17 protein-coding genes are annotated in these 22,281 nt (G+C 69.5%); 1 reads left to right on the top strand and 16 read right to left on the bottom strand.

What is annotated here, in order from left to right:
* Window positions 1-69 precede the first annotated feature (69 nt).
* Together lspA and ACWC09_RS35625 are read right to left on the bottom strand one after the other, a co-directional pair.
* Window positions 70-645, bottom strand: a complete 576-nt coding sequence (lspA, locus tag ACWC09_RS35630; RefSeq protein ID WP_450855119.1) for a signal peptidase II — start codon at window positions 643-645, stop codon at window positions 70-72.
* Between the two features lie 61 nt (window positions 646-706).
* Entirely contained in the window at window positions 707-2,152 is a 1,446-nt protein-coding gene (locus tag ACWC09_RS35625; RefSeq protein WP_450855118.1) for a TraR/DksA family transcriptional regulator, read from the bottom strand.
* A 601-nt stretch (window positions 2,153-2,753) separates the two neighbouring features.
* On the opposite strand from ACWC09_RS35625, the gene ileS reads away from it, so the two are divergent.
* Window positions 2,754-5,891 (top strand): isoleucine--tRNA ligase, encoded by a 3,138-nt coding sequence (gene ileS / locus ACWC09_RS35620; protein ID WP_450855117.1) that lies wholly within the window; start codon window positions 2,754-2,756, stop codon window positions 5,889-5,891.
* A gap of 198 nt (window positions 5,892-6,089) precedes the next feature.
* Here the strand turns inward: ileS and ACWC09_RS35615 are convergent, their stop codons facing one another.
* The 14 genes from ACWC09_RS35615 to ACWC09_RS35550 form a co-directional block, all read right to left on the bottom strand.
* On the bottom strand, window positions 6,090-7,313 hold the full coding sequence (locus ACWC09_RS35615; RefSeq protein ID WP_450855116.1) for a DivIVA domain-containing protein: 1,224 nt from the start codon (window positions 7,311-7,313) through the stop codon (window positions 6,090-6,092).
* A gap of 53 nt (window positions 7,314-7,366) precedes the next feature.
* Window positions 7,367-7,651: a YggT family protein gene (locus ACWC09_RS35610; protein WP_360954826.1), complete on the bottom strand. Its 285-nt coding sequence runs from the start codon at window positions 7,649-7,651 to the stop codon at window positions 7,367-7,369.
* Window positions 7,652-7,723: 72 nt separating this feature from the next.
* The gene (locus ACWC09_RS35605; protein ID WP_450855115.1) at window positions 7,724-8,365 is read right to left on the bottom strand and encodes a cell division protein SepF; all 642 of its coding nucleotides are present in this window, start codon (window positions 8,363-8,365) and stop codon (window positions 7,724-7,726) included.
* Window positions 8,366-8,493: 128 nt separating this feature from the next.
* Window positions 8,494-9,213, bottom strand: a complete 720-nt coding sequence (locus tag ACWC09_RS35600; RefSeq protein ID WP_450855113.1) for a YggS family pyridoxal phosphate-dependent enzyme — start codon at window positions 9,211-9,213, stop codon at window positions 8,494-8,496.
* Between the two features lie 4 nt (window positions 9,214-9,217).
* Window positions 9,218-9,946 (bottom strand): peptidoglycan editing factor PgeF, encoded by a 729-nt coding sequence (pgeF, locus tag ACWC09_RS35595; protein ID WP_450855112.1) that lies wholly within the window; start codon window positions 9,944-9,946, stop codon window positions 9,218-9,220.
* Window positions 9,943-11,139: a cell division protein FtsZ gene (ftsZ, locus tag ACWC09_RS35590; RefSeq protein ID WP_450855111.1), complete on the bottom strand. Its 1,197-nt coding sequence runs from the start codon at window positions 11,137-11,139 to the stop codon at window positions 9,943-9,945. The genes pgeF and ftsZ overlap by 4 nt, the downstream gene beginning before the upstream one ends.
* A gap of 277 nt (window positions 11,140-11,416) precedes the next feature.
* On the bottom strand, window positions 11,417-12,220 hold the full coding sequence (locus ACWC09_RS35585; protein WP_450855109.1) for a cell division protein FtsQ/DivIB: 804 nt from the start codon (window positions 12,218-12,220) through the stop codon (window positions 11,417-11,419).
* A 35-nt stretch (window positions 12,221-12,255) separates the two neighbouring features.
* Window positions 12,256-13,353, bottom strand: a complete 1,098-nt coding sequence (murG, locus tag ACWC09_RS35580) for an undecaprenyldiphospho-muramoylpentapeptide beta-N-acetylglucosaminyltransferase (protein ID WP_450855107.1) — start codon at window positions 13,351-13,353, stop codon at window positions 12,256-12,258.
* 6 nt (window positions 13,354-13,359) lie between these two features.
* The gene (ftsW, locus tag ACWC09_RS35575) at window positions 13,360-14,721 is read right to left on the bottom strand and encodes a putative lipid II flippase FtsW (RefSeq protein WP_450855106.1); all 1,362 of its coding nucleotides are present in this window, start codon (window positions 14,719-14,721) and stop codon (window positions 13,360-13,362) included.
* A gap of 21 nt (window positions 14,722-14,742) precedes the next feature.
* On the bottom strand, window positions 14,743-16,182 hold the full coding sequence (murD, locus tag ACWC09_RS35570) for a UDP-N-acetylmuramoyl-L-alanine--D-glutamate ligase (RefSeq protein ID WP_450855105.1): 1,440 nt from the start codon (window positions 16,180-16,182) through the stop codon (window positions 14,743-14,745).
* Window positions 16,164-17,237: a phospho-N-acetylmuramoyl-pentapeptide-transferase gene (mraY, locus tag ACWC09_RS35565; RefSeq protein ID WP_450855103.1), complete on the bottom strand. Its 1,074-nt coding sequence runs from the start codon at window positions 17,235-17,237 to the stop codon at window positions 16,164-16,166. Before mraY ends, murD begins: the two co-directional genes overlap by 19 nt.
* Window positions 17,234-18,640, bottom strand: a complete 1,407-nt coding sequence (locus tag ACWC09_RS35560; RefSeq protein WP_450855102.1) for a UDP-N-acetylmuramoyl-tripeptide--D-alanyl-D-alanine ligase — start codon at window positions 18,638-18,640, stop codon at window positions 17,234-17,236. The genes mraY and ACWC09_RS35560 overlap by 4 nt, the downstream gene beginning before the upstream one ends.
* A 4-nt stretch (window positions 18,641-18,644) precedes the next feature.
* Complete coding sequence (locus tag ACWC09_RS35555) at window positions 18,645-20,165, bottom strand: UDP-N-acetylmuramoyl-L-alanyl-D-glutamate--2,6-diaminopimelate ligase (protein WP_450855101.1); 1,521 nt, start codon at window positions 20,163-20,165, stop codon at window positions 18,645-18,647.
* A 161-nt stretch (window positions 20,166-20,326) separates the two neighbouring features.
* Window positions 20,327-22,279, bottom strand: a complete 1,953-nt coding sequence (locus tag ACWC09_RS35550; protein WP_450855099.1) for a peptidoglycan D,D-transpeptidase FtsI family protein — start codon at window positions 22,277-22,279, stop codon at window positions 20,327-20,329.
* Between the last annotated feature and the right edge of the window lie 2 nt (window positions 22,280-22,281).

The following is a 22,281-nucleotide window of genomic DNA, read 5'->3' as shown; positions in this document are numbered from 1 at the left end:
GTCGAGTATGCCGGACCCGGCCGACGGCCCCGAACGAGCCTGTGGAAAACCGGGGCCCGGTCCTGGGGCTCAGTCCTTGTGGACGGTGCCGTCCGGGTCCAGGCCCTTGAAGGACAGCAGCACGATCAGGATGCCGCCGCACACGATCGCCGAGTCGGCCAGGTTGAAGACCGCGAAGCCCTTGGGGGCGATGAAGTCGACGACCGCGCCCTCGAAGACGCCCGGCGAGCGGAAGATCCGGTCGGTGAGGTTGCCGAGCGCGCCGCCGAGGAGCAGGCCGAGCGCGATCGCCCAGGGCAGGCTGTAGAGCTTGCGGGCGAGCCGGGCGATCACCACGATCACGGCCGCCGCGATCACGGTGAAGATCACGGTGAAGGCCTCGCCGAAGCCGAAGGCCGCGCCCGCGTTGCGGATCGCCTCGAACTTCAGCCAGTCACCGATGATCTGGATCGGCGCGTGGTGCTCCAGCTTGGCGACCACGAGCAGCTTGCTGCCCAGGTCGAGGAGGTACGCGAAGGCGGCGACCGCGAACAGCACGGCGATCCGGCGCTTGCCCCTGGGCCCTACGGCCGCGTCCTGCCCCGGCTCGGTCCCCGCCGCCTCTGGGGTATCCGGCGTACCGATGATGCGCTCCGCCTCTGCCACGTGAGTCCCTCAACCTAGGTACCTGACTGAGGACGAGGGTACGGCACGCGTGCGTACGCCCTCAGTACCGGCGTTCCTGCTTCTGCTTGCACTCCACGCACAGGGTGGCCCGCGGGAACGCCTGCATACGGGCCTTGCCGATCGGGTTGCCGCAGTTCTCGCACAGGCCGTACGTGCCCTCGTCGAGGCGCACCAGGGCGTGCTCGGTCTGCGTGAGCATCTCGCGCGCGTTGGCCGCGAGGGCCAGCTCGTGCTCGCGCGTGATGTTCTTGGTGCCGGTGTCCGCCTGGTCGTCGCCCGCGCCGTCCCCGGAGTCCCGCATCAGGCCCTGGAGCGCGTCCTCGGACGACGTGATCTCGGCGCGCAGCCGCAGCGCCTCCGACTGCAGCTCGGCGCGCGCCTCCTCGACCTCCTCCGGGGTCCAGGGGTCCTCGCCGGGGCGCACCGCCAGCTCGCCCGGCTCCACCGCCGCGGCGAGCCGTGCCTTGGGTACGGCGGTCTTCGCCGCCGTGGCCGTGCCAGGAGTCTTCTTCGCAACCACCGTCGTGGCTCCCGTCTGCTCCGCGGCCTGCGCCGCGCCCGCCTTCTTGGCCGTGCTCTTGCTCTTCGCGACCGCCGACTCCTTGGCCGCGGTCTTCTTGGCCGCCGACTTCTTGGCCGCCGACTTCTTGGCCGCCGACTTCTTGGCCGCGCTCTCCTTGACCACGGTCTCCTTGACCACGGTCTTCGTGGCTGCCGCCTTCGTAGCTGCCGACTCCGTGGCCGCCGACTTCTTGGCCGCCGACTCCTTGGCTGCGGTCTCCTTGACCACGGTCTTCGTGGCTGCCGCCTTCGTGGCCCCGGACTTCGTAGCTGCCGTCTTCGTAGCTGCCGTCTTCGTAGCCGCCGCCTCCGTGGCCGCCGCCTCCGTGGCCGCCGCCTCCGTAGAGGTGCCCCTCGCGACCGCGCCCTTCTTGGCAGCGCCCTTCTTGGCCACGCCTTTCGCGGCCGCGGCCCCGTCGGCCGCCCCCTTCTCGGCACCCGCCGGTTCGGCGGCACGGGCGGAGGCGACGCTCTTGCGGGCTGCGGCCTTCTTGGCGACCGCCTTCTTCGCGGTCTTCGTCCCGGCCGTCTCCCTCACCGCCGCCTTCTTGCCGGCCGCCTTCTTGCCGGCCGCCTTTCTCCCGACCGCCGCCTCCGTGCCCGGAGGTCTCTCCGGGCCCTCTTCGGTGGCCTTCCTCGCGGGGGCCTTCTTGGCAGCCGCTGTCTTCTGGGCGGCGCTCCTTCCCGTACCCCTGGGCCCCGCGGCGGCCTTCGTCGCGCCCGTCTTCTTCGCGGCCCCGGCGGCAGCCGCCCGTACCGTCTTCACCGGCTTCGCGGTCGTCTCCCCCTCAGGCGCCCTCCCCGCCCGCGCACCGGCCGCTCCCCGCGCGCTCTTCTTGCCGCTCACATCCTTGGCCGCACCGCCGGAGGCACGGGTGGACCTGCCGGACGCCGACTGCTGTACGGCGGTCTTCTTCGCCACCATGGCCGCGGCCCCTTCACATATTGTGATCTTGCACGCGAATCGTGCTGGGACGATAAATCGACTTGAGCCCCGCGGCAACGGGGCGCACCGCCCGATTCGCCCGGCTCGCGCATGCCGCTCCACAAGCCTGCATCCGTTGTGCCCAGCTCCTCGCGGCATAATCCGCCGGACCGTGCGTCCCAGAATCCGAACACGCGTACCGCTCCATTCGGGTCATCTCCACCCCTACGGCACCCGGTCCCCGGGGGCCCCGAAAACCGGTCCGCCGCTGTCCGTGCGGCGCCGTACACTGGGCGGAGCGAGAAGCGAGGATGGGGACGAGTAGCGGCGTACGCAGCCCAGAGCGACCCGGGGACGGTGGAAGCCCGGGGGCGAGCGCGACGTGAAGATCACCCCGGAGCCGCCGGAAGAAAGCCGCGGCCGAAAGGCAGCGGCCGGTAGACCCGGCATCGCGACCCCAATGAGGGGGCTCACCGGAGCGTAGGGCGCACCGGGGAGCCAAGGAGGGTGGTACCGCGGGAGCGCGCCGAAAGCGGCGTACAGAAGACAGCTCTCGTCCCTCCGGACGGAAGGCAGCAAGTCCGCCGGAGGAAGCTCGCTGATGACAACGCCGACATACCGCCAGGTGCCCGCCCAGGTCGACCTGCCCGCGCTCGAGCACGCCGTGCTCGACTTCTGGCGCGAGCAGAAGATCTTCGCCAAGACCCTGGAGCAGTCCGAGGGCCGCCCCGAGTGGGTGTTCTACGAGGGCCCGCCCACCGCCAACGGCATGCCCGGCGCCCACCACATCGAGGCCCGCGTCTTCAAGGACGTCTTCCCTCGCTTCCGCACCATGCGCGGCTACCACGTGGCCCGCAAGGCCGGCTGGGACTGTCACGGCCTCCCGGTGGAGCTCGCGGTCGAGAAGGAGCTCGGCTTCAGCGGCAAGCAGGACATCGAGGCGTATGGCATCGCCGAGTTCAACGCCAAGTGCCGCGAGTCGGTGACCCGCCACACCGACGCCTTCGAGGCGCTCACGACCCGCATGGGTTACTGGACCGACCTGAACGACCCGTACCGCACCATGGACCCCGAGTACATCGAGTCGGTCTGGTGGTCGCTCAAGGAGATCTTCAACAAGGGTCTGCTGGTCCAGGACCACCGCGTCGCCCCCTGGTGCCCCCGCTGCGGCACCGGTCTCTCGGACCACGAGCTGGCGCAGGGCTACGAGACGGTCGTCGACCCGTCCGTGTACGTCCGTTTCCCGCTCACCTCCGGTCCGCTGGCCGGCCAGGCCGCGCTCCTGGTGTGGACGACGACCCCCTGGACGCTGGTATCCAACACGGCGGTCGCCGCGCACCCCGAGGTCACCTACGTCGTCGCGACGAACGGCCAGGAGAAGCTGGTCGTCGCCGAGCCGCTCGTCGGCAAGGCGCTCGGCGAGGGCTGGGAGACCACCGGGGAGTCCTTCACCGGCGCCGAGATGGAGCGCTGGACGTATCAACGTCCGTTCGAGCTGGTGGAGTTCCCGGAGCCCGCCCACTACGTGGTGAACGCCGAATACGTCACGACCGAGGACGGCACGGGTCTGGTCCACCAGTCCCCCGCCTTCGGTGAGGACGACCTCAAGGTCTGCCGCGCGTACGGGCTGCCGGTGGTGAACCCGGTGCGCCCGGACGGCACGTTCGAGGAGGACGTCCCCCTGGTCGGCGGCGTCTTCTTCAAGAAGGCGGACGAAAAGCTCACCGAGGACCTCCAGCAGCGCGGCCTCCTCTTCAAGCACATCCCGTACGAGCACAGCTACCCGCACTGCTGGCGCTGCCACACCGCGCTCCTCTACTACGCGCAGCCGTCCTGGTACATCCGCACCACCGCCATCAAGGACCGCCTCCTCCAGGAGAACGAGAACACCAACTGGTTCCCGGACACGGTCAAGCACGGCCGGTACGGCGACTGGCTGAACAACAACATCGACTGGGCGCTGTCCCGCAACCGCTACTGGGGCACCCCGCTGCCGATCTGGCGCTGCGAGGACGACCACCTCACCGTGGTCGGCGCCCGCGCCGAGCTCACCGAGCTGACGGGCACGGACCAGTCCGAGCTGGACCCGCACCGCCCGTACATCGACGACGTCACCTTCGCCTGCCCGAAGTGCCGGAAGACGGCCACGCGCGTGCCGGAGGTCATCGACGCCTGGTACGACTCGGGTTCGATGCCGTTCGCCCAGTGGGGATACCCGTACAAGAACAAGGAGTTGTTCGAGAGCCGGTACCCGGCGCAGTTCATCTCCGAGGCGATCGACCAGACGCGCGGCTGGTTCTACACGCTGATGGCCGTCGGCACCCTGGTCTTCGACAAGTCGTCGTACGAGAACGTGGTCTGTCTCGGCCACATCCTCGCCGAGGACGGCCGCAAGATGTCCAAGCACCTGGGCAACATCCTGCAGCCGATCCCACTGATGGACCAGCACGGGGCGGACGCGGTGCGCTGGTTCATGGCGGCCGGCGGCTCGCCGTGGGCGGCCCGCCGGGTCGGCCACGGCACGATCCAGGAGGTCGTCCGCAAGACGCTCCTCACGTACTGGAACACGGTCGCCTTCCAGGCCCTGTACGCCCGCACCTCCAACTGGGCGCCCAGCGAGGCCGATCCCGCCCCGGCGGACCGTCCGCTCCTGGACCGCTGGCTGCTGTCCGAGCTCCACGCGCTCACCGACCAGGTGACCCAGGCTCTGGAGGCGTACGACACCCAGCGCGCCGGCAAGCTGCTCTCGGCGTTCGTCGACGACCTGTCCAACTGGTACGTCCGCCGGTCCCGTCGCCGCTTCTGGCAGGGCGACAAGGCGGCGCTGCGCACCCTGCACGAGGTCGTCGAGACGGTCACCAAGCTGATGGCCCCGCTGACCCCGTTCATCACCGAGCGGGTCTGGCAGGACCTGATCGCGCCGGTGACCCCGGGCGCCCCGGAGTCGGTGCACCTGTCCTCCTGGCCGGAGGCGGACCTGACGACGATCGACCCCGAGCTGTCGAAGCAGATGGTCCTGGTACGGCGCCTCGTCGAACTGGGCCGGGCCACGCGCGCGGAGTCGGGCGTGAAGACGCGCCAGCCGCTGTCCCGTGCCCTCGTGGCGGCCGCGGGCTTCGAGGCTCTTGACCGCGAGCTGCACGCGCAGATCACGGAGGAGCTGAACGTGAGCTCGCTCGCGTCCCTCTCCGAGGTCGGCGGCAGCCTGGTCGACACGACCGCGAAGGCCAACTTCCGCGCCCTGGGCAAGCGTTTCGGCAAGCGGGTCCAGGACGTGGCCAAGGCGGTGGCGAACGCCGACGCGGCGGCGCTGTCGCTGGCGCTGCGCGAGGGCACGGCGTCGGTCGAGGTCGACGGTGAGACGGTCACTCTCGCTCCGGATGAGGTGATCATCACAGAGACCCCGCGTGAGGGCTGGTCGGTCGCCTCCGACTCGGGCGCGACGGTGGCTCTCGACCTGGAGATCACGGAGGAGTTGCGTCAGGCGGGTCTGGCCCGTGACGCGATCCGGCTGATCCAGGAGGCGCGCAAGAACAGCGGGCTGGATGTGGCCGACCGGATCGCGTTGCGGTGGGTGTCGACCGACACCGCTGTGATCGCTGCCTTGAGTGAGCACGCGGGCCTGATCGCCGACGAGGTTCTTGCGACGGACTTCGGTCAGGGTGAGGCGGACGACACGTTCGGTGAGCCGTTCACCGATGAGGGGCTGTCGCTTTCGTTCCGCCTTCGGAAGGTGTGATTCCCTCCGTCGGCGGCTGCGGGTCGTGGGGGCTGGTCGCGCACACGCGGCGGAAGCCGCATATCGATACGGCCCCGCGCCCCTCTGGGTCGGACCGGTCAAGCCGCGTCAAAGGGGCGAGCCCCGGACTTTCGTCCGGGGCTCGCCCCTTTGAACACTGCCGACGACTACGGCGTACTACTTACCGTGCCGCGGCCGTCAGTTGTCGTCCTCGTCGATCAGGAACCCGCGCATCGGCGAGGGAGCCTGACCCATCGGGCCGGGGCCCTGGGGGCGGACCGGGGCCATCGGCTGGGTCATGGCCGGGGTCATCTGCTGCTGGCCGCCGTAGGACGGAGCAGCGGGCGCCGGGGCGCCCATGCCCTGGTTGCCGCCGTAGGACGGGGCGCTCGCGCCGGCCGGGGCCATGGAGGGCGCCGGGGACGGCGGGAGGGACGCGGTGGCCGGGGTGCGCGGCGGAGCCAGCGAGTCGTCGGCCTGGGTCTCCAGCTGACGCAGCTGCGACTCCAGGTACGACTTCAGGCGGGTGCGGTACTCGCGCTCGAAGCCACGCAGATCCTCGACCTTGCGCTCCAGCGTGGCGCGGGCGGACTCCAGGGAGCCCATCGCGACGCGGTGCTTCTCCTGCGCGTCCCGCTCCAGCGCGTCGGCCTTGGCACGGGCGTCACGCTCAAGCCCCTCGGCGCGGCTGCGGGCCTCGCCGACGATCTTGTTGGCCTCGGAGCGAGCCTCGGCGATCGCCTGGTCGGCGGTCTGCTGGGCCAGCGAGAGGACACGGGCGGCGCTGTCGCCACCGGGGCCCTGACCGGGGCCGCCCATCGGACCGCCCATGGGGCCACCCATCGGGCCGCCCATCTGCTGCTGCATGGGCGGCTGACCGCCCATGGTGCCCTGGCCCATCGGACCGCCCATGGGGCCACCCATCGGACCCTGGCCCATCTGCCCCTGCATGGGGCCCTGGCCCATCGGACCCTGGCCCATCGGACCCTGGCCCATCGGACCGGGACCCTGCGGGCCACCCTGACCACCGCTGGGACCGGCGGGCAGCTGCGGCGCACCGCTCGGCAGCTGGGGCGGGCCTCCCATGGGGCCGCCCATCTGCTGCTGCGGCGGGCCCGATATGCCGGCCGGCACCGGAGCGCCGGGGCCTCGCATGCCCTGCGGGGGCATGCCCTGCTGCTGGTCCTGCGGACCAGGACCGCCGGGGCCCTCCGGAGGCTTGCGCATGTTCTGCTGGTTCTGGGCAGCAGCGCGCGTGGCCGCGGCCAGCTTGGCGCGCAGGTCCTCGTTCTCCCGGAGCAGGCGCGTCAGTTCGGCTTCGACCTCGTCGAGGAAGGCATCGACCTCGTCCTCGTCATAGCCTTCTCGGAGGCGGACGGTCGTGAACTGCTTGTTCCGCACGTCCTCGGGGGTCAACGGCATCTCTTCACCTCAACGTAGTCGTCGGCATTCGGCAAGACGGTAGGTCACATCGCTCACAGCCGGCTCACGATCGAGATCAGGATGTAGACGATGATCATCAGTACGAAGAAGGACAGGTCGAGCGCCACGCCCCCGAGACGCAGCGGCGGAATGAACCGCCGCAGAAGCTTGAGCGGTGGATCAGTGACAGTGTAGGTGGCCTCCAGAACGACCACCATCGCCTTGCCGGGTTGCCATGAGCGGGCGAACTGGAAGACGTAGTCCATGACCAACCGGAAGATGAGCACGATGAGGAAGCACATCAGCGCGATGTAGACGATCTCCAGGACCACGCCCATGTTCGGTGCTTCCCTCTCCCCTGTTTCCGTGCTGCTGGTACTGCTTTGTATCGCTGTTTCCGGTCGTGCGTCTCAGCTCTGGTTGAAGAACCCGCCCTCTGCGATACGGGCCTTGTCCTCCGCCGTGACATCGACGTTAGCAGGCGACAACAGGAACACCTTCTGCGTCACCCGCTCGATGCTGCCGTGAAGACCAAACACCAAACCGGCCGCAAAGTCGACAAGTCGCTTCGCGTCTGTGTCATCCATCTCAGTCAGATTCATGATCACCGGGGTGCCCTCACGGAAGTGTTCCCCGATGGTACGGGCCTCGTTGTAGGTCCGCGGGTGGAGTGTGGTGATCCGGTAAGGCTCTCGTTCCGACACGACCTTGGGCATGATCACCGGTGCGTTCTTCTCCAGGCTTGCGCGTTCTTGTGTGATGGACGCCACGGGCGCGATGCGCGCCGGACGGCCGGATTCCGCGGGTAGCGAAGCGGAACGGGCGACGGGTTCGCGCGGAGCGGGCGGTTGCACGATTCGCACCTCTTCGTCCCTTTGGGACTGATGTGCGATGTGCTGCTGGTGTGACGGCTCGTGCCGTCGATGGTCCCGCTCGGGCTCCGGGTCCAGTTCGGGCTCGAATTCGTCATCGGGGTCGAAGCCCCGGCCGTCGTACCCATCGTCCTCCACGAGGCCGAGGTAGACCGCCATCTTGCGCATCGCGCCGGCCATTCTCTGAGTCCTCCGCTCTGTGGTGGATCGGCTGACGACTGCCAAGTGCCCGCGATCCACGAGGTCGTTACGCCCGCCACTGGCGGCATTGACCATATTTTCTGCTGTGGTCCGACTTCCTGGCGACGTTACCCGAGCCTCGGGCGGACTCCGAGTACCGCAGTGCCGACGCGCACATGTGTCGCTCCGGCCGCCACAGCTTGTTCGAGGTCCGCACTCATTCCTGCCGAGACCATGTTCGCAGCCGGATGGGCTCGGCGCAGGTCGGTCGACAAATCCATCAACCGCTCGAACGCCGCAGGTTCGCGTCCCGCGTAGGGGCCGGTGAGCGGCGCGACGGTCATCAGTCCATCCAGCCGAAGCCCCGGCGCCGCCGCGATCGACTCGCCCAACTCTTCGATTCCGTCGGGTCCCACGCCCCCGCGCTCACCGCGCCCGCTCTCGTCCGCGTCGAGTGCCACCTGGATCAGGCAGCCGAGCTCGCGCTCCTGTCGTACCGCCTCCCTGGAGAGCGCGGTGACGAGCCGGGCGCGGTCGACCGACTGCACCAGGTCGGCGTAACCGACCACGGAACGAACCTTGTTGGTCTGCAACTGACCGACAAAATGCCAAGTCAGGGGCAGATCCGAGCATTCCGCGGCCTTGGGGGCCGCGTCCTGGTCCTTGTTCTCGGCCACGTGTCGCACACCGAGCTCCGACAGGATCCTCACATCGCTCGCCGGGTAGGTCTTGGTGACCACGATCAGGGTCACCTCCTCCCGCCCACGTCCGGCGGCCGCGCACGCGTCGGCGATACGACGCTCCACTTTTGCCAGGTTTTGAGCAAGTTCGTCTTTGCGGTCCGTCATGCCCTCAGTCCAGCCAGACATATCCCGCGAGTCGCCCCGTGCTGCGATCGCGTCGGTACGAGAAGTGATCGGCCGACTCCAGCGTGCACACCGGCGACTGCTCCCGGTCACGCACCCCGAACCGTTCGAGCTGCGCGTGCACTCCCGCGGTCACGTCGACCGCGGGGGTACCCCAACTCGTCTCCGAGTACGCCGCCGGCTCGACGGCGGCCACGTCGGCCCGCATCGCCTCCGGCACCTCGTAGCACCGGCCGCAGACGGCGGGGCCGGTGCGGGCGACGATCCGGGCGGGGTCGGCGCCGAGTTCCGTCATCGCGCGTAGCGCGGCCGGGACGACGCCGGCGACCATGCCGGGCCGGCCCGCGTGGGCCGCGGCGACGACTCCGGCGACCGGGTCGGCGAGCAGAACGGGCGTGCAGTCGGCGGTGAGGACGGCGAGCGCGAGACCCCGCCGCACCGTGACGACGGCGTCGACCTCGGGCACGGGACGGTCACCCCATGGTCCGTCGGCCACGGCGACGTCGTTGCCGTGCACCTGGTTCATCCAGACGACCCGATCCGCGTCGAGGCCGATGGACTTGGCCGCCAGCTCGCGATTGGCCCGTACGGCGTCGGGGTCGTCGCCGACCGCTCCGCCGAGGTTGAGCTCCTCGTACGGAACGGCGCTCACCCCACCCCACCGGTCGGTGAAGGCGAAGTGCGCGCCGCTCACGATGTCGCGCCGTCCTATCACTTCAGGAAGTCCGGCACGTCCAGCTCCTCGGCCGCGCTGTCGGTGTAGCTGCGCGAGGGCGGGACCGGCGGGGCGACCGGGAGGTCGGCGGTCGGCTCGGGAGCGGGCTCCAGGTCCTCCTTCGGCGTGACGCTGCCGAGCGAGCCGAAGGACGGGCGGGACTCGGACTGCCGTACCGGAGTGGGCTCGTCGCGGCGGGAGGAGGCCGAGGACGAACCCATCACGGTCTCCCGGCGGGCCGGGGGCTGGCCCCCGTCGAAGCCGGCCGCGATGACCGTGACCCGGACCTCGTCGCCGAGGGCGTCGTCGATGACCGCGCCGAAGATGATGTTGGCCTCGGGGTGGGCGGCCTCGCTGACCAGCTGGGCCGCTTCGTTGATCTCGAACAGACCGAGGTCGGAGCCGCCGGAGATGGAGAGCAGCACACCACGGGCGCCGTCGATGGACGCTTCGAGCAGCGGCGAGGAGATCGCCATCTCGGCCGCGGCCACCGCGCGGTCGTCGCCGCGGGCCGAGCCGATGCCCATGAGGGCCGAACCGGCCTCGGACATGACCGACTTGACGTCGGCGAAGTCGAGGTTGATCAGACCGGGCGTGGTGATGAGGTCGGTGATGCCCTGAACACCGGAGAGCAGGACCTGGTCGGCCGACTTGAAGGCGTCGAGGACCGAGACCTGGCGGTCCGAGATGGACAGCAGCCGGTCGTTCGGGATGACGATGAGGGTGTCGACCTCTTCGCGGAGCTCGGCGATGCCGTCCTCGGCCTGGTTGGCACGGCGCCGTCCCTCGAAGGTGAACGGGCGGGTGACCACACCGATGGTGAGGGCGCCCAGGTTGCGTGCGATGTTGGCCACGACGGGCGCGCCGCCGGTGCCGGTTCCGCCGCCTTCACCGGCCGTCACGAAGACCATGTCGGCCCCCTTGAGGACCTCCTCGATCTCCTCGCGGTGGTCCTCGGCTGCCTTGCGGCCGACGGCCGGGTTGGCTCCGGCGCCGAGTCCGCGGGTGAGTTCGCGGCCGACGTCGAGCTTGACGTCGGCGTCGCTCATCAACAGAGCTTGCGCGTCCGTGTTGATGGCGATGAACTCGACGCCCTTGAGACCGACCTCGATCATCCGGTTGATGGCATTGACACCACCGCCGCCGACACCGATGACTTTGATGACTGCGAGGTAGTTCTGCGGTGCTGCCACGTCGAAGGCCTCTCGCCTCGAGTTACGTGTCGTCGCTTCGCGGGGGATGCGATCCGACGACTGATGCCGAATGGGACGGTCCGTATCGCCGACCCGAACCCTAACGTTGAAGTTTAGGGTTACCAGTGTGACTGTTCGCTGGACTCTTCCGAACAGGACACTAAGTCGACAAGTGGCGCACGTTCAACGAACACGCCGAACCTCCCGTTTTTCTTTTCACCCTATGTGATCAGCCATAGCGGTGCCCAACCAGGGTGCTGGCCTGCGCTGATGTGCGTCAACTCCCTGATGACGCAGGGGCGGTGGGAACCGAGACGTCGAAGTGCCGCGCATCCGGCGCCGCTTTCATGAGAGCGGTGAGCATACGGGCCTTCATCGCACCACGTTCGGAACTCCCCCAGGCGACCGTCCGCCCGCCGTTCAACTCCAGCGAGATGTCGTCGTAGGAACGCACCTTGACGGTCCGGGTCTCGTGCCTGACTCCGGCCGGGAGCGAACCGGCGACCCGTACCGCCTCCCGCACCAGCCGATCCTCGCCGAAGCGGCGCAGGCTCGCGGCGGCGGAGCCGGAAGAGGACGGCCTCAATTCCAGTGCGGGAACGCCATTCGGGGCCCGAGAAACCGTGGCGAAACGGACACCCTCATGGTCCACTTCGACGAAGTTTCCGCCCTTTTGGACAATCAGAACCGGAGTGCGCTCAACCACTTTCAGGCCGATTCCATGGGGCCAGGAACGGACCACGTCAACCGTGTCAATTCGGGGCAGTTTTGTCCGGAGGCGTGTCTCGATCGCATCGGTGTCGACGGAAATCATCGGTGCCCCGACGGGCACTTCGGCGGCCTCGCGCACCTGTGTCGGCGTCAGAACGCCGGTACCGGAAACCGATACGCGTTCAACGCGCAGCCACTTCGATCCGTACAACAACCAGACGGAGCCGGCGCCGAGGAGGACGAGCGTGACGGCGAGGATGATGATCGTACGAAGGCGGAGGCGTGGCGGCCTCAACCGCCGGGCGAGAGGCGGGCCGGACGACTCCTGCTGGCGTTCACCGCGTTCCTCGGCGGTGGTCGGTCCGGCCACGCTCCCTGCCCTTCGCTTACATGGAAAAACCGTTCCTAGTGATGTGCACGGCTGGCGGCGATCGCCTCGTACACCATGCCGACGAGCAGGTCGTCGGCATCCCGGCGGCCGAACTCGGCGGCGGCGCGGGACATCTCGTACAGCCGGTGCGGGTCGGCGAGCACGGGCAGCACATTGCCCCGCACCCAGTCGGGCGTCAGTTCCGCGTCGTCGACCAGCAGCCCACCGCCGGCCTTCACCACCGGCTGGGCGTTCAGCCGCTGTTCGCCGTTGCCGATGGGCAGCGGGACATAGGCGGCCGGGAGTCCGACGGCGGAGAGTTCGGCGACGGTCATCGCGCCCGCGCGGCAGAGCATCATGTCGGCAGCGGCGTACGCGAGGTCCATCCGGTCCAGGTAACTTACCGGGATGTACGGGGGCATTCCCGGCATCTGCTGTACGTGCGGCAGTTCGTTCTTCGGACCGACCGCGTGCAGGATCTGGATGCCGGCCTGCTGGAGCCAGGGCGCGACCTGCTGGACCACCTCGTTGAGGCGGCGGGCACCCTGCGAGCCGCCGGAGACCAGCAGCGTCGGCAGGTTGGGGTCGAGCCCGAACATCGCGCGGGCCTCGGGGCGGGCGGCGGCCCGGTCGAGGGTGGCGATGGTGCGGCGCAGCGGGATGCCGATGTAGCGGGCGCCCCGGAGCTTGCTGTCGGGCGTGGAGACGGCGACCTGGGCGGCGTAGCGCGAGCCGATCTTGTTGGCCAGGCCCGGGCGGGCGTTGGCCTCGTGGATCACGATCGGCACGCCGAGGCGCTTGGCGGCGAGGTAGCCGGGCAGGGCGACATAGCCGCCGAAGCCGACGACCGCGTCCGCCTTGGTGCGCTCCAGGATCTGCTCGGTCGCCTTGATCGTGCCGCGCAGCCGGCCCGGGACGGTGATCAGCTCGGGCGTGGGCTTACGCGGCAGCGGTACGGCCGGGATGAGTGCGAGCTCGTAGCCTCGCTGTGGCACGAGCGTGGTCTCCAGACCGCGCTCCGTGCCCAGGGCCGTGATCCCCACGGTCGGGTCCTGCCTGCGCAGGGCGTCCGCGAGGGCGAGCGCGGGCTCGATGTGGCCGGCGGTCCCCCCACCGGCGAGTACGACATGCACCGAAATTCACCGCTCTCCGGACGGCCGCGCCGTAGGCGCACGCCGTCGCATCGTGTTCCATCTCCGAGGCCCCCGTGCCGACGCGGCGCCTCCCGCCCGCTTTCTGCCGAAGCGGGGTTGCCGCATCGAAAGCGCCGCCCGCGCACCGGGCTCGTCACGCGCGAAGGCGATCAGCAGTCCGATGGCGAACATGGTCGGCAACAGGGCGGATCCCCCGTAGGAGAACAGCGGGAGGGGGACACCGGCGATCGGCAGCAGGCCGAGCACCGCACCGATGTTGATCACGGCCTGGGCCGTGATCCAGGTGGTCACGCCTCCCGCGGCATACCTGACGAAGGGGTCCTCCGTGCGGCCGGCCACGCGGATACCCGCATAGCCTAGAGCCGCGAAGAGGGCGAGCACCGACAGCGTCCCCGCGAGGCCCAGTTCCTCACCGGTGACGGCGAAGATGAAGTCCGTGTGGGCTTCCGGGAGTTGGCCCCATTTTTCCACACTCGCGCCGAGCCCGGATCCGAAGATTCCGCCGGATGCGAGCGCGTAGATGCCGTGCACGGCCTGCCAGCAGTCGGCGACGCCGGACTTGGGCTCGGTGGCGCCGATGCAGGCGAGCCGGGCCATGCGGTTCGGGCTGGTCTTGATGAGGATCACACCGAGGGTGGCGGCGATCGACAGCACGCCGACGAACAGCCGCGTGGGGGCCCCGGCCAGCCACAACAGGCCGAAAAGGATCGCCGTGAGGATGATCGCCGTGCCCATGTCACCGCCGAGCATGATCAGTCCGAGCAGCAGAAAGGCGACCGGCACGAGCGGCACCAGCATGTGTTTCCACTGGTTGAGCAGGTTCTTGTCCTGCTTGCGGGCGAGCAGGTCGGCGCTCCACAGCACGAGGGCGAGCTTGCCGAACTCGCTGGGCTGGATCTGGAACGAGCCGCCGAGTGAGATCCAGTTCTGGTTGCCGTTGACCGACATCCCTATCCCCGGCACCTGCACCAGCACCATCAGGAACACGGCACCGGCCAGGATCGGGTAGGCCAGCGCCCGGTGCAGCTTGACCGGCATCCGGGAGGCGATCAGCAGCAGCACACCGCCGATGACGGCCGCGAGCAGCTGTTTGCGGAAGAAGTACGAACCCGGCAGCGACATCTGGAGCGCGGTGATCTGGGAGGCCGAGTAGACCATCACCAGACCGAGCACGGTGATCAGCAGGGAACCGCCGGCGATCAGGTAGTACGCGGTCAGCGGCCGGTCCCAGGCCCGTTTGGCGTTGAGATACGCGCGCCGCACGGGGTTGTCACGGGGCGACCGGGGAGCGGCGGGACGTCTGACGGCCCGCTGCACGGGCGGACGTCCGGTACGACTACTGGGCATCAGCGCCTCCGCATACCTCGGTCAGGCGCCGAGTCCGCGAACCGCCTCCGCGAACGCGTCACCGCGCTTGTTGTAGTTGGCGAACATGTCCATCGAGGCGCAGGCCGGTGCCAGCAGCACCGTGTCCCCCGCGACCGCGAGCCGCTTCGCCTCCTGGACAGCCGCGAGCATCGCCCCAGTGTCGGTCCGGTCGAGGTCGACGACGGGTACTTCCGGCGCGTGTCGCGTCAGGGCTTCCCGGATCAGGGCCCGGTCCTTGCCGATCAGCACGACACCGCGAAGTCGCTTTGCCGACTTGGCGACCAGCTCGTCGAAGGTCGCGCCCTTGGCGAGCCCGCCCGCGATCCAGACGATGGACTCGTACGCCGCCAACGAGGCTTCCGCCGCATGCGTGTTGGTGGCCTTGGAGTCGTCGATGTAGGCGACCCCGTCCACGTCGGCCACATGCGCGATGCGGTGCGCGTCCGGCGTGAAGTTCCGCAGCCCGTCCCGTACGGCCGCCGGGGGCACCCCGAACGCACGCGCGAGGGCCGCCGCCGCCAGGGCGTTGGCGATGTTGTGCGGGGCGGGCGGGTTGACGTCGGAGACCTCGGCGAGCTCCTGGGCGTTCTTCTGCCGGTTCTCCACGAAGGCGCGGTCGACCAGGATGCCGTCCACGACACCGAGTTGGGAGGGACCCGGGGTGCCCAGGGTGAACCCGATGGCCCGGCAGCCCTCCTCCACGTCGGCCTCGCGCACCAGGTCCTCGGTGGCCTTGTCGGCGACGTTGTAGACACAGGCGACCCGATTGCCCTCGTAGATACGGCCCTTGTCGCGCGCGTACGCCTCCATGGAACCGTGCCAGTCGAGGTGGTCGGGGGCGAGGTTCAGCACCGCCGCCGAGTGCGCGCGCAGGGAGGGCGCCCAGTGGAGCTGATAGCTCGACAACTCCACGGCGAGGACGTCGTACTGTTCCTTGCCGAGGACCACGTCGAGGAGCGAGACGCCGATGTTGCCGACGGCGGCCGTGCGCAGGCCCGCGGCCCTCAGGATCGACGCCAGCATCTGGACAGTGGTGGTCTTGCCGTTGGTGCCGGTGACGGCCAGCCAGGGGGCCGCGTCGGGTCCCCTCAGCCGCCAGGCGAGTTCGACGTCGCCCCAGATCTCCAGGCCGGCCGCGCGGGCCGCTTCGAAGAGCGGCTTGTCCGGCTTCCAGCCCGGCGTGGTGACGACGAGCTCGGTGCCCTCCGGCAGGGTCGCCCCGTCACCGAGGCGCACGGTGATCCCGAGCGTCTCCAACTCGGCGGCCTGCTCACGCGCGCGTGCGTCGTCGCCGTCGTTGACGACCGTGACGACCGCCCCGCGCGCGTGCAGCACCTTGGCCGCCGGGATGCCGGAGACGCCGAGCCCGGCGACGGTGACGTGCTTGCCCTGGAACTCCGAGGATTCAGGCACCGAGGAGGTCACTTTTCCGCTGCCCATCCCGCGTAGAAGAGGCCCAGTCCGACGATCACGCAGATGCCCTGGATGATCCAGAAGCGGACCACCACAAGTACCTCGGACCAGCCTTTGAGTTCGAAGTGGTGCTGGAGCGGTGCCATCCGGAAGACGCGTTTGCCGGTGAGCCGGAAGGAACCGACCTGGATGACGACCGACATGGTGATGAGGACGAACAGACCGCCCATGATGGCCACCAGCAGCTCCGTGCGGGAGAGAATGGCCAGGCCCGTGAGGACACCGCCGAGCGCGAGCGAACCGGTGTCGCCCATGAAGATCTTGGCCGGCGAGGTGTTCCACCACAGGAAGCCGAGGCAGGCGCCCATCAGCGCGGAGGCGATGACCGCGAGGTCCAGCGGGTCGCGCACCTCGTAGCAGGCGTTCGGGTTGGTCAGGGTCTGCGCGTTGGCGCAGGACTCCTGGAACTGCCAGACGCCGATGAAGGTGTAGGCACCGAAGACCAGCACCGAGGCGCCGGTGGCGAGGCCGTCCAGACCGTCCGTCAGGTTCACGCCGTTCGACATGGCGAGGATCATGAACAGCGCCCAGACCACGAAGAGCACCGGGCCGATGGTCCAGCCGAAGTCCGTGATGAACGACAGCTTGGTGGAGGCCGGGGCGTTGCCGCGGGCGTCCTGGAACTGCAGGGCGAGCACCGCGAAGCTGATGCCGACGATGAGCTGGCCGGCCATCTTCGCCTTGGCCCGCAGGCCCAGCGAGCGCCTCTTGACGATCTTGATGTAGTCGTCGAGGAAGCCGACCAGGCCCATGCCGCACATCAGGCCGAGCACCAGCACACCCGAGTAGGTCGGGGCGTAGCCGGTGATGACCTTGGAGAGGAAGTACGCGACCACGGTCGCCAGGATGAAGGCGATACCGCCCATGGTCGGCGTGCCGCGCTTGCTGGCGTGCTCGCGCGGGCCGTCGTCACGGATGTACTGGCCGTAGCCCTTGCGGGCGAGGAGCTTGATCAGCAGCGGGGTGCCGACCAGCGTCAGGAAGAGACCGATGACGCCCGAGAAGAGGATCTGCTTCATCATCGGGCATCAGCCCCACCCTCGGCACCGGTCTCGAGCAGTGCCTGCGCCACGCTCTCCAACCCCACCGACCGAGACGCCTTCACGAGTACGACGTCCCCCGGGCGCAACTCGCTGCGCAACAGGTCGACCGCCGCCTGTGCGTCGGACACGTGCACCGACTCCTCACCCCACGAACCCTCGTTATATGCGCCCAGTTGCAGCCAGGACGCTTCCCTGCCCCCGACCGCGACGAGCTTGCCGACATTGAGCCGGACAGCGAGCCGTCCGACCGCGTCGTGCTCGGCGAGCGCCTCGTCCCCGAGCTCGGCCATCTTGCCGAGCACCGCCCAGGTCCGCTTTCCCCTGCCCATGGCCGCGAGCGCGCGCAGGGCGGCTCGCATGGACTCGGGGTTCGCGTTGTAGGCGTCGTTGACGATGGTCACGCCGTCCGGTCGCTCGGTGACCTCCATACGCCAGCGGGAGAGGGAGCCCGCCTCGGAGAGCGCGGTGGCGATCTCTTCCGCGGACATGCCCAGCTCATGGGCGACGGCGGCCGCGGCGAGCGCGTTCGACACGTGGTGCTCACCGTACAGGCGCATGGTCACGTCGCTTGCACCGGAGGGTGTGTGGAGCCTGAAGGCGGGCTGTCCCGTGTCCGTGAGTCGTACGTTCTCGGCACGTACGTCCGCTTCGCCGGACTCTCCGAAAAGGATCACCTTCGCCTTCGTACGGGATGCCATGGCCCGTACGAGGGGGTCGTCCGCGTTGAGGATCGCGGCGCCGTCCTCCGGAAGAGCCTCCACGAGTTCGCCCTTGGCCTGCGCGATCTGCTCACGGCCGCCGAACTCGCCGATGTGGGCGGTGCCGACGTTGAGCACGAGTCCGATCCTCGGCGGGGTCAGCTCGGTCAGGTACCGGATGTGTCCGATGCCGCGGGCGCCCATCTCCAGCACGAGGAACTGGGTCTCCTCGGTGGCGGACAGGGCGGTCAGGGGCAGCCCGATCTCGTTGTTGAGCGAGCCGGGCGTCCACACCGTCGGCGCCTTGCGCTGCAGCACCTGGGCGATCAGGTCCTTGGTACTGGTCTTGCCCGCGGAGCCGGTGAGGGCCACGAGGGTCGCGCCGAGACGTCGTACGACATGACGCGCGAGGGCGCCGAGGGCGCTCTGGACGTCCTCGACGACGATCGCCGGCACACCGACCGGGCGCGACCCGAGGACGGCGACCGCGCCCGCCGCCACGACCTGCTCGGCGAAGTCGTGGCCGTCGACGCGCTCGCCGACGAAGGCGACGAAGAGGCTGCCGGGCTCCACCTCGCGGGAGTCCCGGACGACCGGAGCGGTGACCTGGACGGACGGATCCGGTATGTCATGCGTCTGCCCGCCGACGACTGAGGCGATCTCGGCGAGAGAGAGGGCGATCACAAGTTCATCCCTGGGTCTTCTGGATGGCTTCTCGAAGCACCTGGCGGTCGTCGAACGGACGGACCACCCCGGCGATGTCCTGGCCCTGCTCGTGTCCCTTGCCCGCGACCAGCACGGTGTCTGTGGGCCGCGCTCGGGCGACGGCTGCGGCGATCGCGGCGGCCCGGTCCTCGAAGACCTGGACCTCGCCGCGTTCGTGTGCTGGTACGGACGCCGCGCCCTCGAGCATGGTTGCGAGGATCGCGAGCGGATCCTCGGAGCGGGGATTGTCCGAGGTCAGTACGGCCGTGTCGGCGAGGCGGGCCGCGGCGGCGCCCATCGGCGCCCGCTTGGTCTTGTCCCGGTCGCCACCGCAGCCGAGCACGATGTGCAGCTTGCCCTCGGTGACCTTGCGCAGGGCGCGCAGGACCGACTCGACGGCGTCGGTCTTGTGGGCGTAGTCCACGACCGCGAGGTACGGCTGCCCGGCGTCCACACGCTCCAGGCGGCCCGGCACGCCCGGCACCGCGGCGATACCGTCGGCGGCGGCCTGCGGGTCGAGCCCGGCGGCGGCCAGGGCGACGATCGCGGCGAGGGTGTTGGCCACGTTGAAGGGGCCCGGCAGCGGCGCCTTGGCCTCGATCCGCTCACCCTCGGGGCCGATCACCAGGAACGTCGAGTCCATCGGGCCGACCCGCACGTCCTCGGCGCGCCAGTCGGCGTCCGGGTGGCCCTCGGCGGAGAAGGTGACGATCGGTACGCCGGCCTCGTGGACCAGTCTGCGGCCGTACTCGTCGTCGAAGTTGACGATGCCGAGTTTGCTGCGTTCCGGGGTGAACAGCCGTGCCTTGGCCCGGAAGTAGTCCTCCATGTCGGAGTGGAACTCCATGTGTTCCGGGCTGAGGTTGGTGAAGACGCCGATGTCGAAGACGCAGCCGTCGACCCGGCCGAGGACCAGCGCGTGGCTGGAGACCTCCATGGCGACCGCCTCGACCCCGCGCTCGCGCATGACCGCGAACAGGGCCTGCAGATCGGTGGCTTCGGGGGTGGTGCGCTCGGACTTGATGCGCTCGTCGCCGATGCGCATCTCGACCGTGCCGATGAGACCGGTGTTGCTCTTGGTCTTCAGACCGCCCTCGACCAGATAGGCGGTGGTGGTCTTGCCGGAGGTGCCGGTGATGCCGATCTGGAGCAGGTCACGGCCTGGGTGCCCGTAGATCGTGGCCGCCAGCTCGCCCATCTGTCCGCGCGGGTCGTCGACGACCAGGACCGGAAGGCCGGTCGCCGCGGCACGCTCGGCACCGGTCGGGTCGGTGAGCACGGCGACCGCGCCGAGGCCGGCGGCCTGCGTGACGAAGTCGGCGCCGTGCAGGCGGGCGCCCGGAAGGGCGGCGTACAGGTCGCCGGGGCGGACCGCGCGCGAGTCATGGGTGATGCCCGTGACCCCCGCGGTGCTGTCCGGCGCGGTGGCATCCAGCTGATCGGCGAGCTCCGCGAGGGGTGTTGCGGAGACCTGCACCGGCCTGGGCGGCCCCGGGTATGTCACGGATGCGCCCTTCTGGGTGGTTTGGGACTGATCAGCGTGTGGCACGGCGGTGAGCGTACCGGGCTCACCCGCCCGGGAGCGAAGCGAGGGGCCGGGCGTGCCCGGTACGCCGGAGTCGGAAGTGATCATGGTCACGGAGCGTTCCTGGCTGGTTGCGCTGATCAGGGTGTGAAGGTGACGGGCAGGTTCGCGGCCTTCGCGCCGGTGGGCGGGACCTGGAGGGTCTTCAGTGCGAACTCCATCACCTCCTTGAAGATGGGTCCGCAGATCTGGCCGCCGAAATAACTGCCCTTCGTGGCGTTCTGGATGGCGCAGTAGACGGTGACCCTCGGGTTGTCCGCGGGCGCGAATCCGGCGAACGACGACGTGTATCCGCGGTACTTGCCGGTGGCCGGATCCACGCGGTTGGCCGTACCCGTCTTGCCCGCGACCCGGTAGCCGGGGATGCGCGCCTTGATGCCCGTACCCTCCTGGTCGTCCACGACCGACTCCAGCATCTGGGCGAGCGTCTTCGCCGTCTTCGCGCTGACGACCCTTGTCTTCTTGGGCGTCGGGGCCGGTGCGAAGCGCCCGTCGGGTCCCTTTGTGCCGCGGACGAGCGTGGGTTCGACACGGACGCCGCCGTTGGCGATCGTCGAGTAGACGGAGGCCGCCTGCATCGCGTTGATGGACACGCCCTGGCCGAAAGGAATCGTGTACTGCTGCGAGGTCGACCACTTGTCGGGCGGGGCGAGGATGCCCTTGGTCTCGCCCGGGAAGTCGAGTCCGCTGTAGCTGCCGAGGCCGAACTTGCGCAGGTACGAGTAGAGGACCCGGTTGGCCTGCGCCTGGGTCTTGCCGAGCTGGCCGGTGGCTTCGATGGTGCCGATGTTGCTGGACTTGGCGAGGACGCCGTTGAGCGTGAGGTTCCAGGTCGCGTGGTCGATGTCGTCCTTGAAGAGGCGGTCGCCGCGGTGCAGCCGGTTCGGCACGACGACATGCGTCAGCGGGGTGGCGACGTTCTCCTGCAGTACGGCGGCCATCGACATGATCTTGGCGGTGGAGCCGGGCTCGTAGGCGTCCTCGACGGCCCAGTTGTGCAGGGCGTTCCCGTTCGCCTTGGAGAGGTCGTTCGGGTCGAAGCCGGGCGAGTTGGCCATGGCGAGGATCTCGCCGGTCCGGGTGTCCTGCACTATCACGTACCCGCGGTCCGCCCCGGACTTCTTCACCTGCTCGGTGATGGCGCTCTGGGCGGCCCACTGGATGTCGCGGTCGATGGTGAGCTCGACATCGCTGCCGGGCACGGCGGGCGTCTCCGTGGAGCCCGCGGTGGGCACCAGACGGCCGCCGGACTGGGCATAGCGGATCTTGCCGTCCTTGCCGGCGAGCTCCTTGTTCAGCTCCTGCTCCAGACCTCCGCCGCCCTTGCCGTCGGCGTTGACCCAGCCCAGTATCCCGGCGGCGAGGTCGCCGTTCGGGTACACGCGCTTGCTGCTGGGGGTGGAGAAGACGCCGGCGAGCACGTTGGCGGTGTCGGACTTCTTGGTCAGCGCGGCCTTCAGGTCCTTGATCTGCGACCAGACCTGCGGGGTCTGACGGCTGGCGAGCAGGACGTAGCGCAGCGCCTTGTTCTTGGGGCGGAGCTTCGTGACGAGCGAGTCCTGGTCGACGCCGAGGATCGGCGCGAGGAGCGCGGCCGCCTGCTCGGGCCCGTCGTCGACCTTCAGCTGTTTGCGGGTGAACATCGTGGGGTCGGCCGTGAGGTCGTAGGCGTCCACGCTGGTCGCCAGGGCCACGCCGCCGCGGTCGGTGATGCCGCCGCGCTCGGCGGGCAGGATCTGGCCGACGTAGCGGTTCTGGTCGGCCTTGGCGGCGTAGGTGCTGGCATCGACGGCCTGGACCTGGAGCAGCCGTACGACGAAGGCGATCAGTACGAGGGTGAGCGCGAGGGCGACCATGCGCAGCCGGGGGCGGGGGCTGCCCAGGCGCAGGGGCTTCGCAGCCGCGGGACGGGCCGGTGCCGGGCGGCGGGCGGCCGGGCGGGCGCCGGGGCCCGGGCGCCGCTGGCCGGCGGCGGGGCGGACGGGACGCGCGGGGCCGGGCACACGGCGGCGCGGCGGTTCCCTGTCGGACACTT

It is taken from the genome of Streptomyces sp. NPDC001617 (assembly GCF_053596855.1).
Note: the sequence above shows the minus strand (reverse complement) of the source record. Positions and strands in the feature narration are given on the sequence as shown.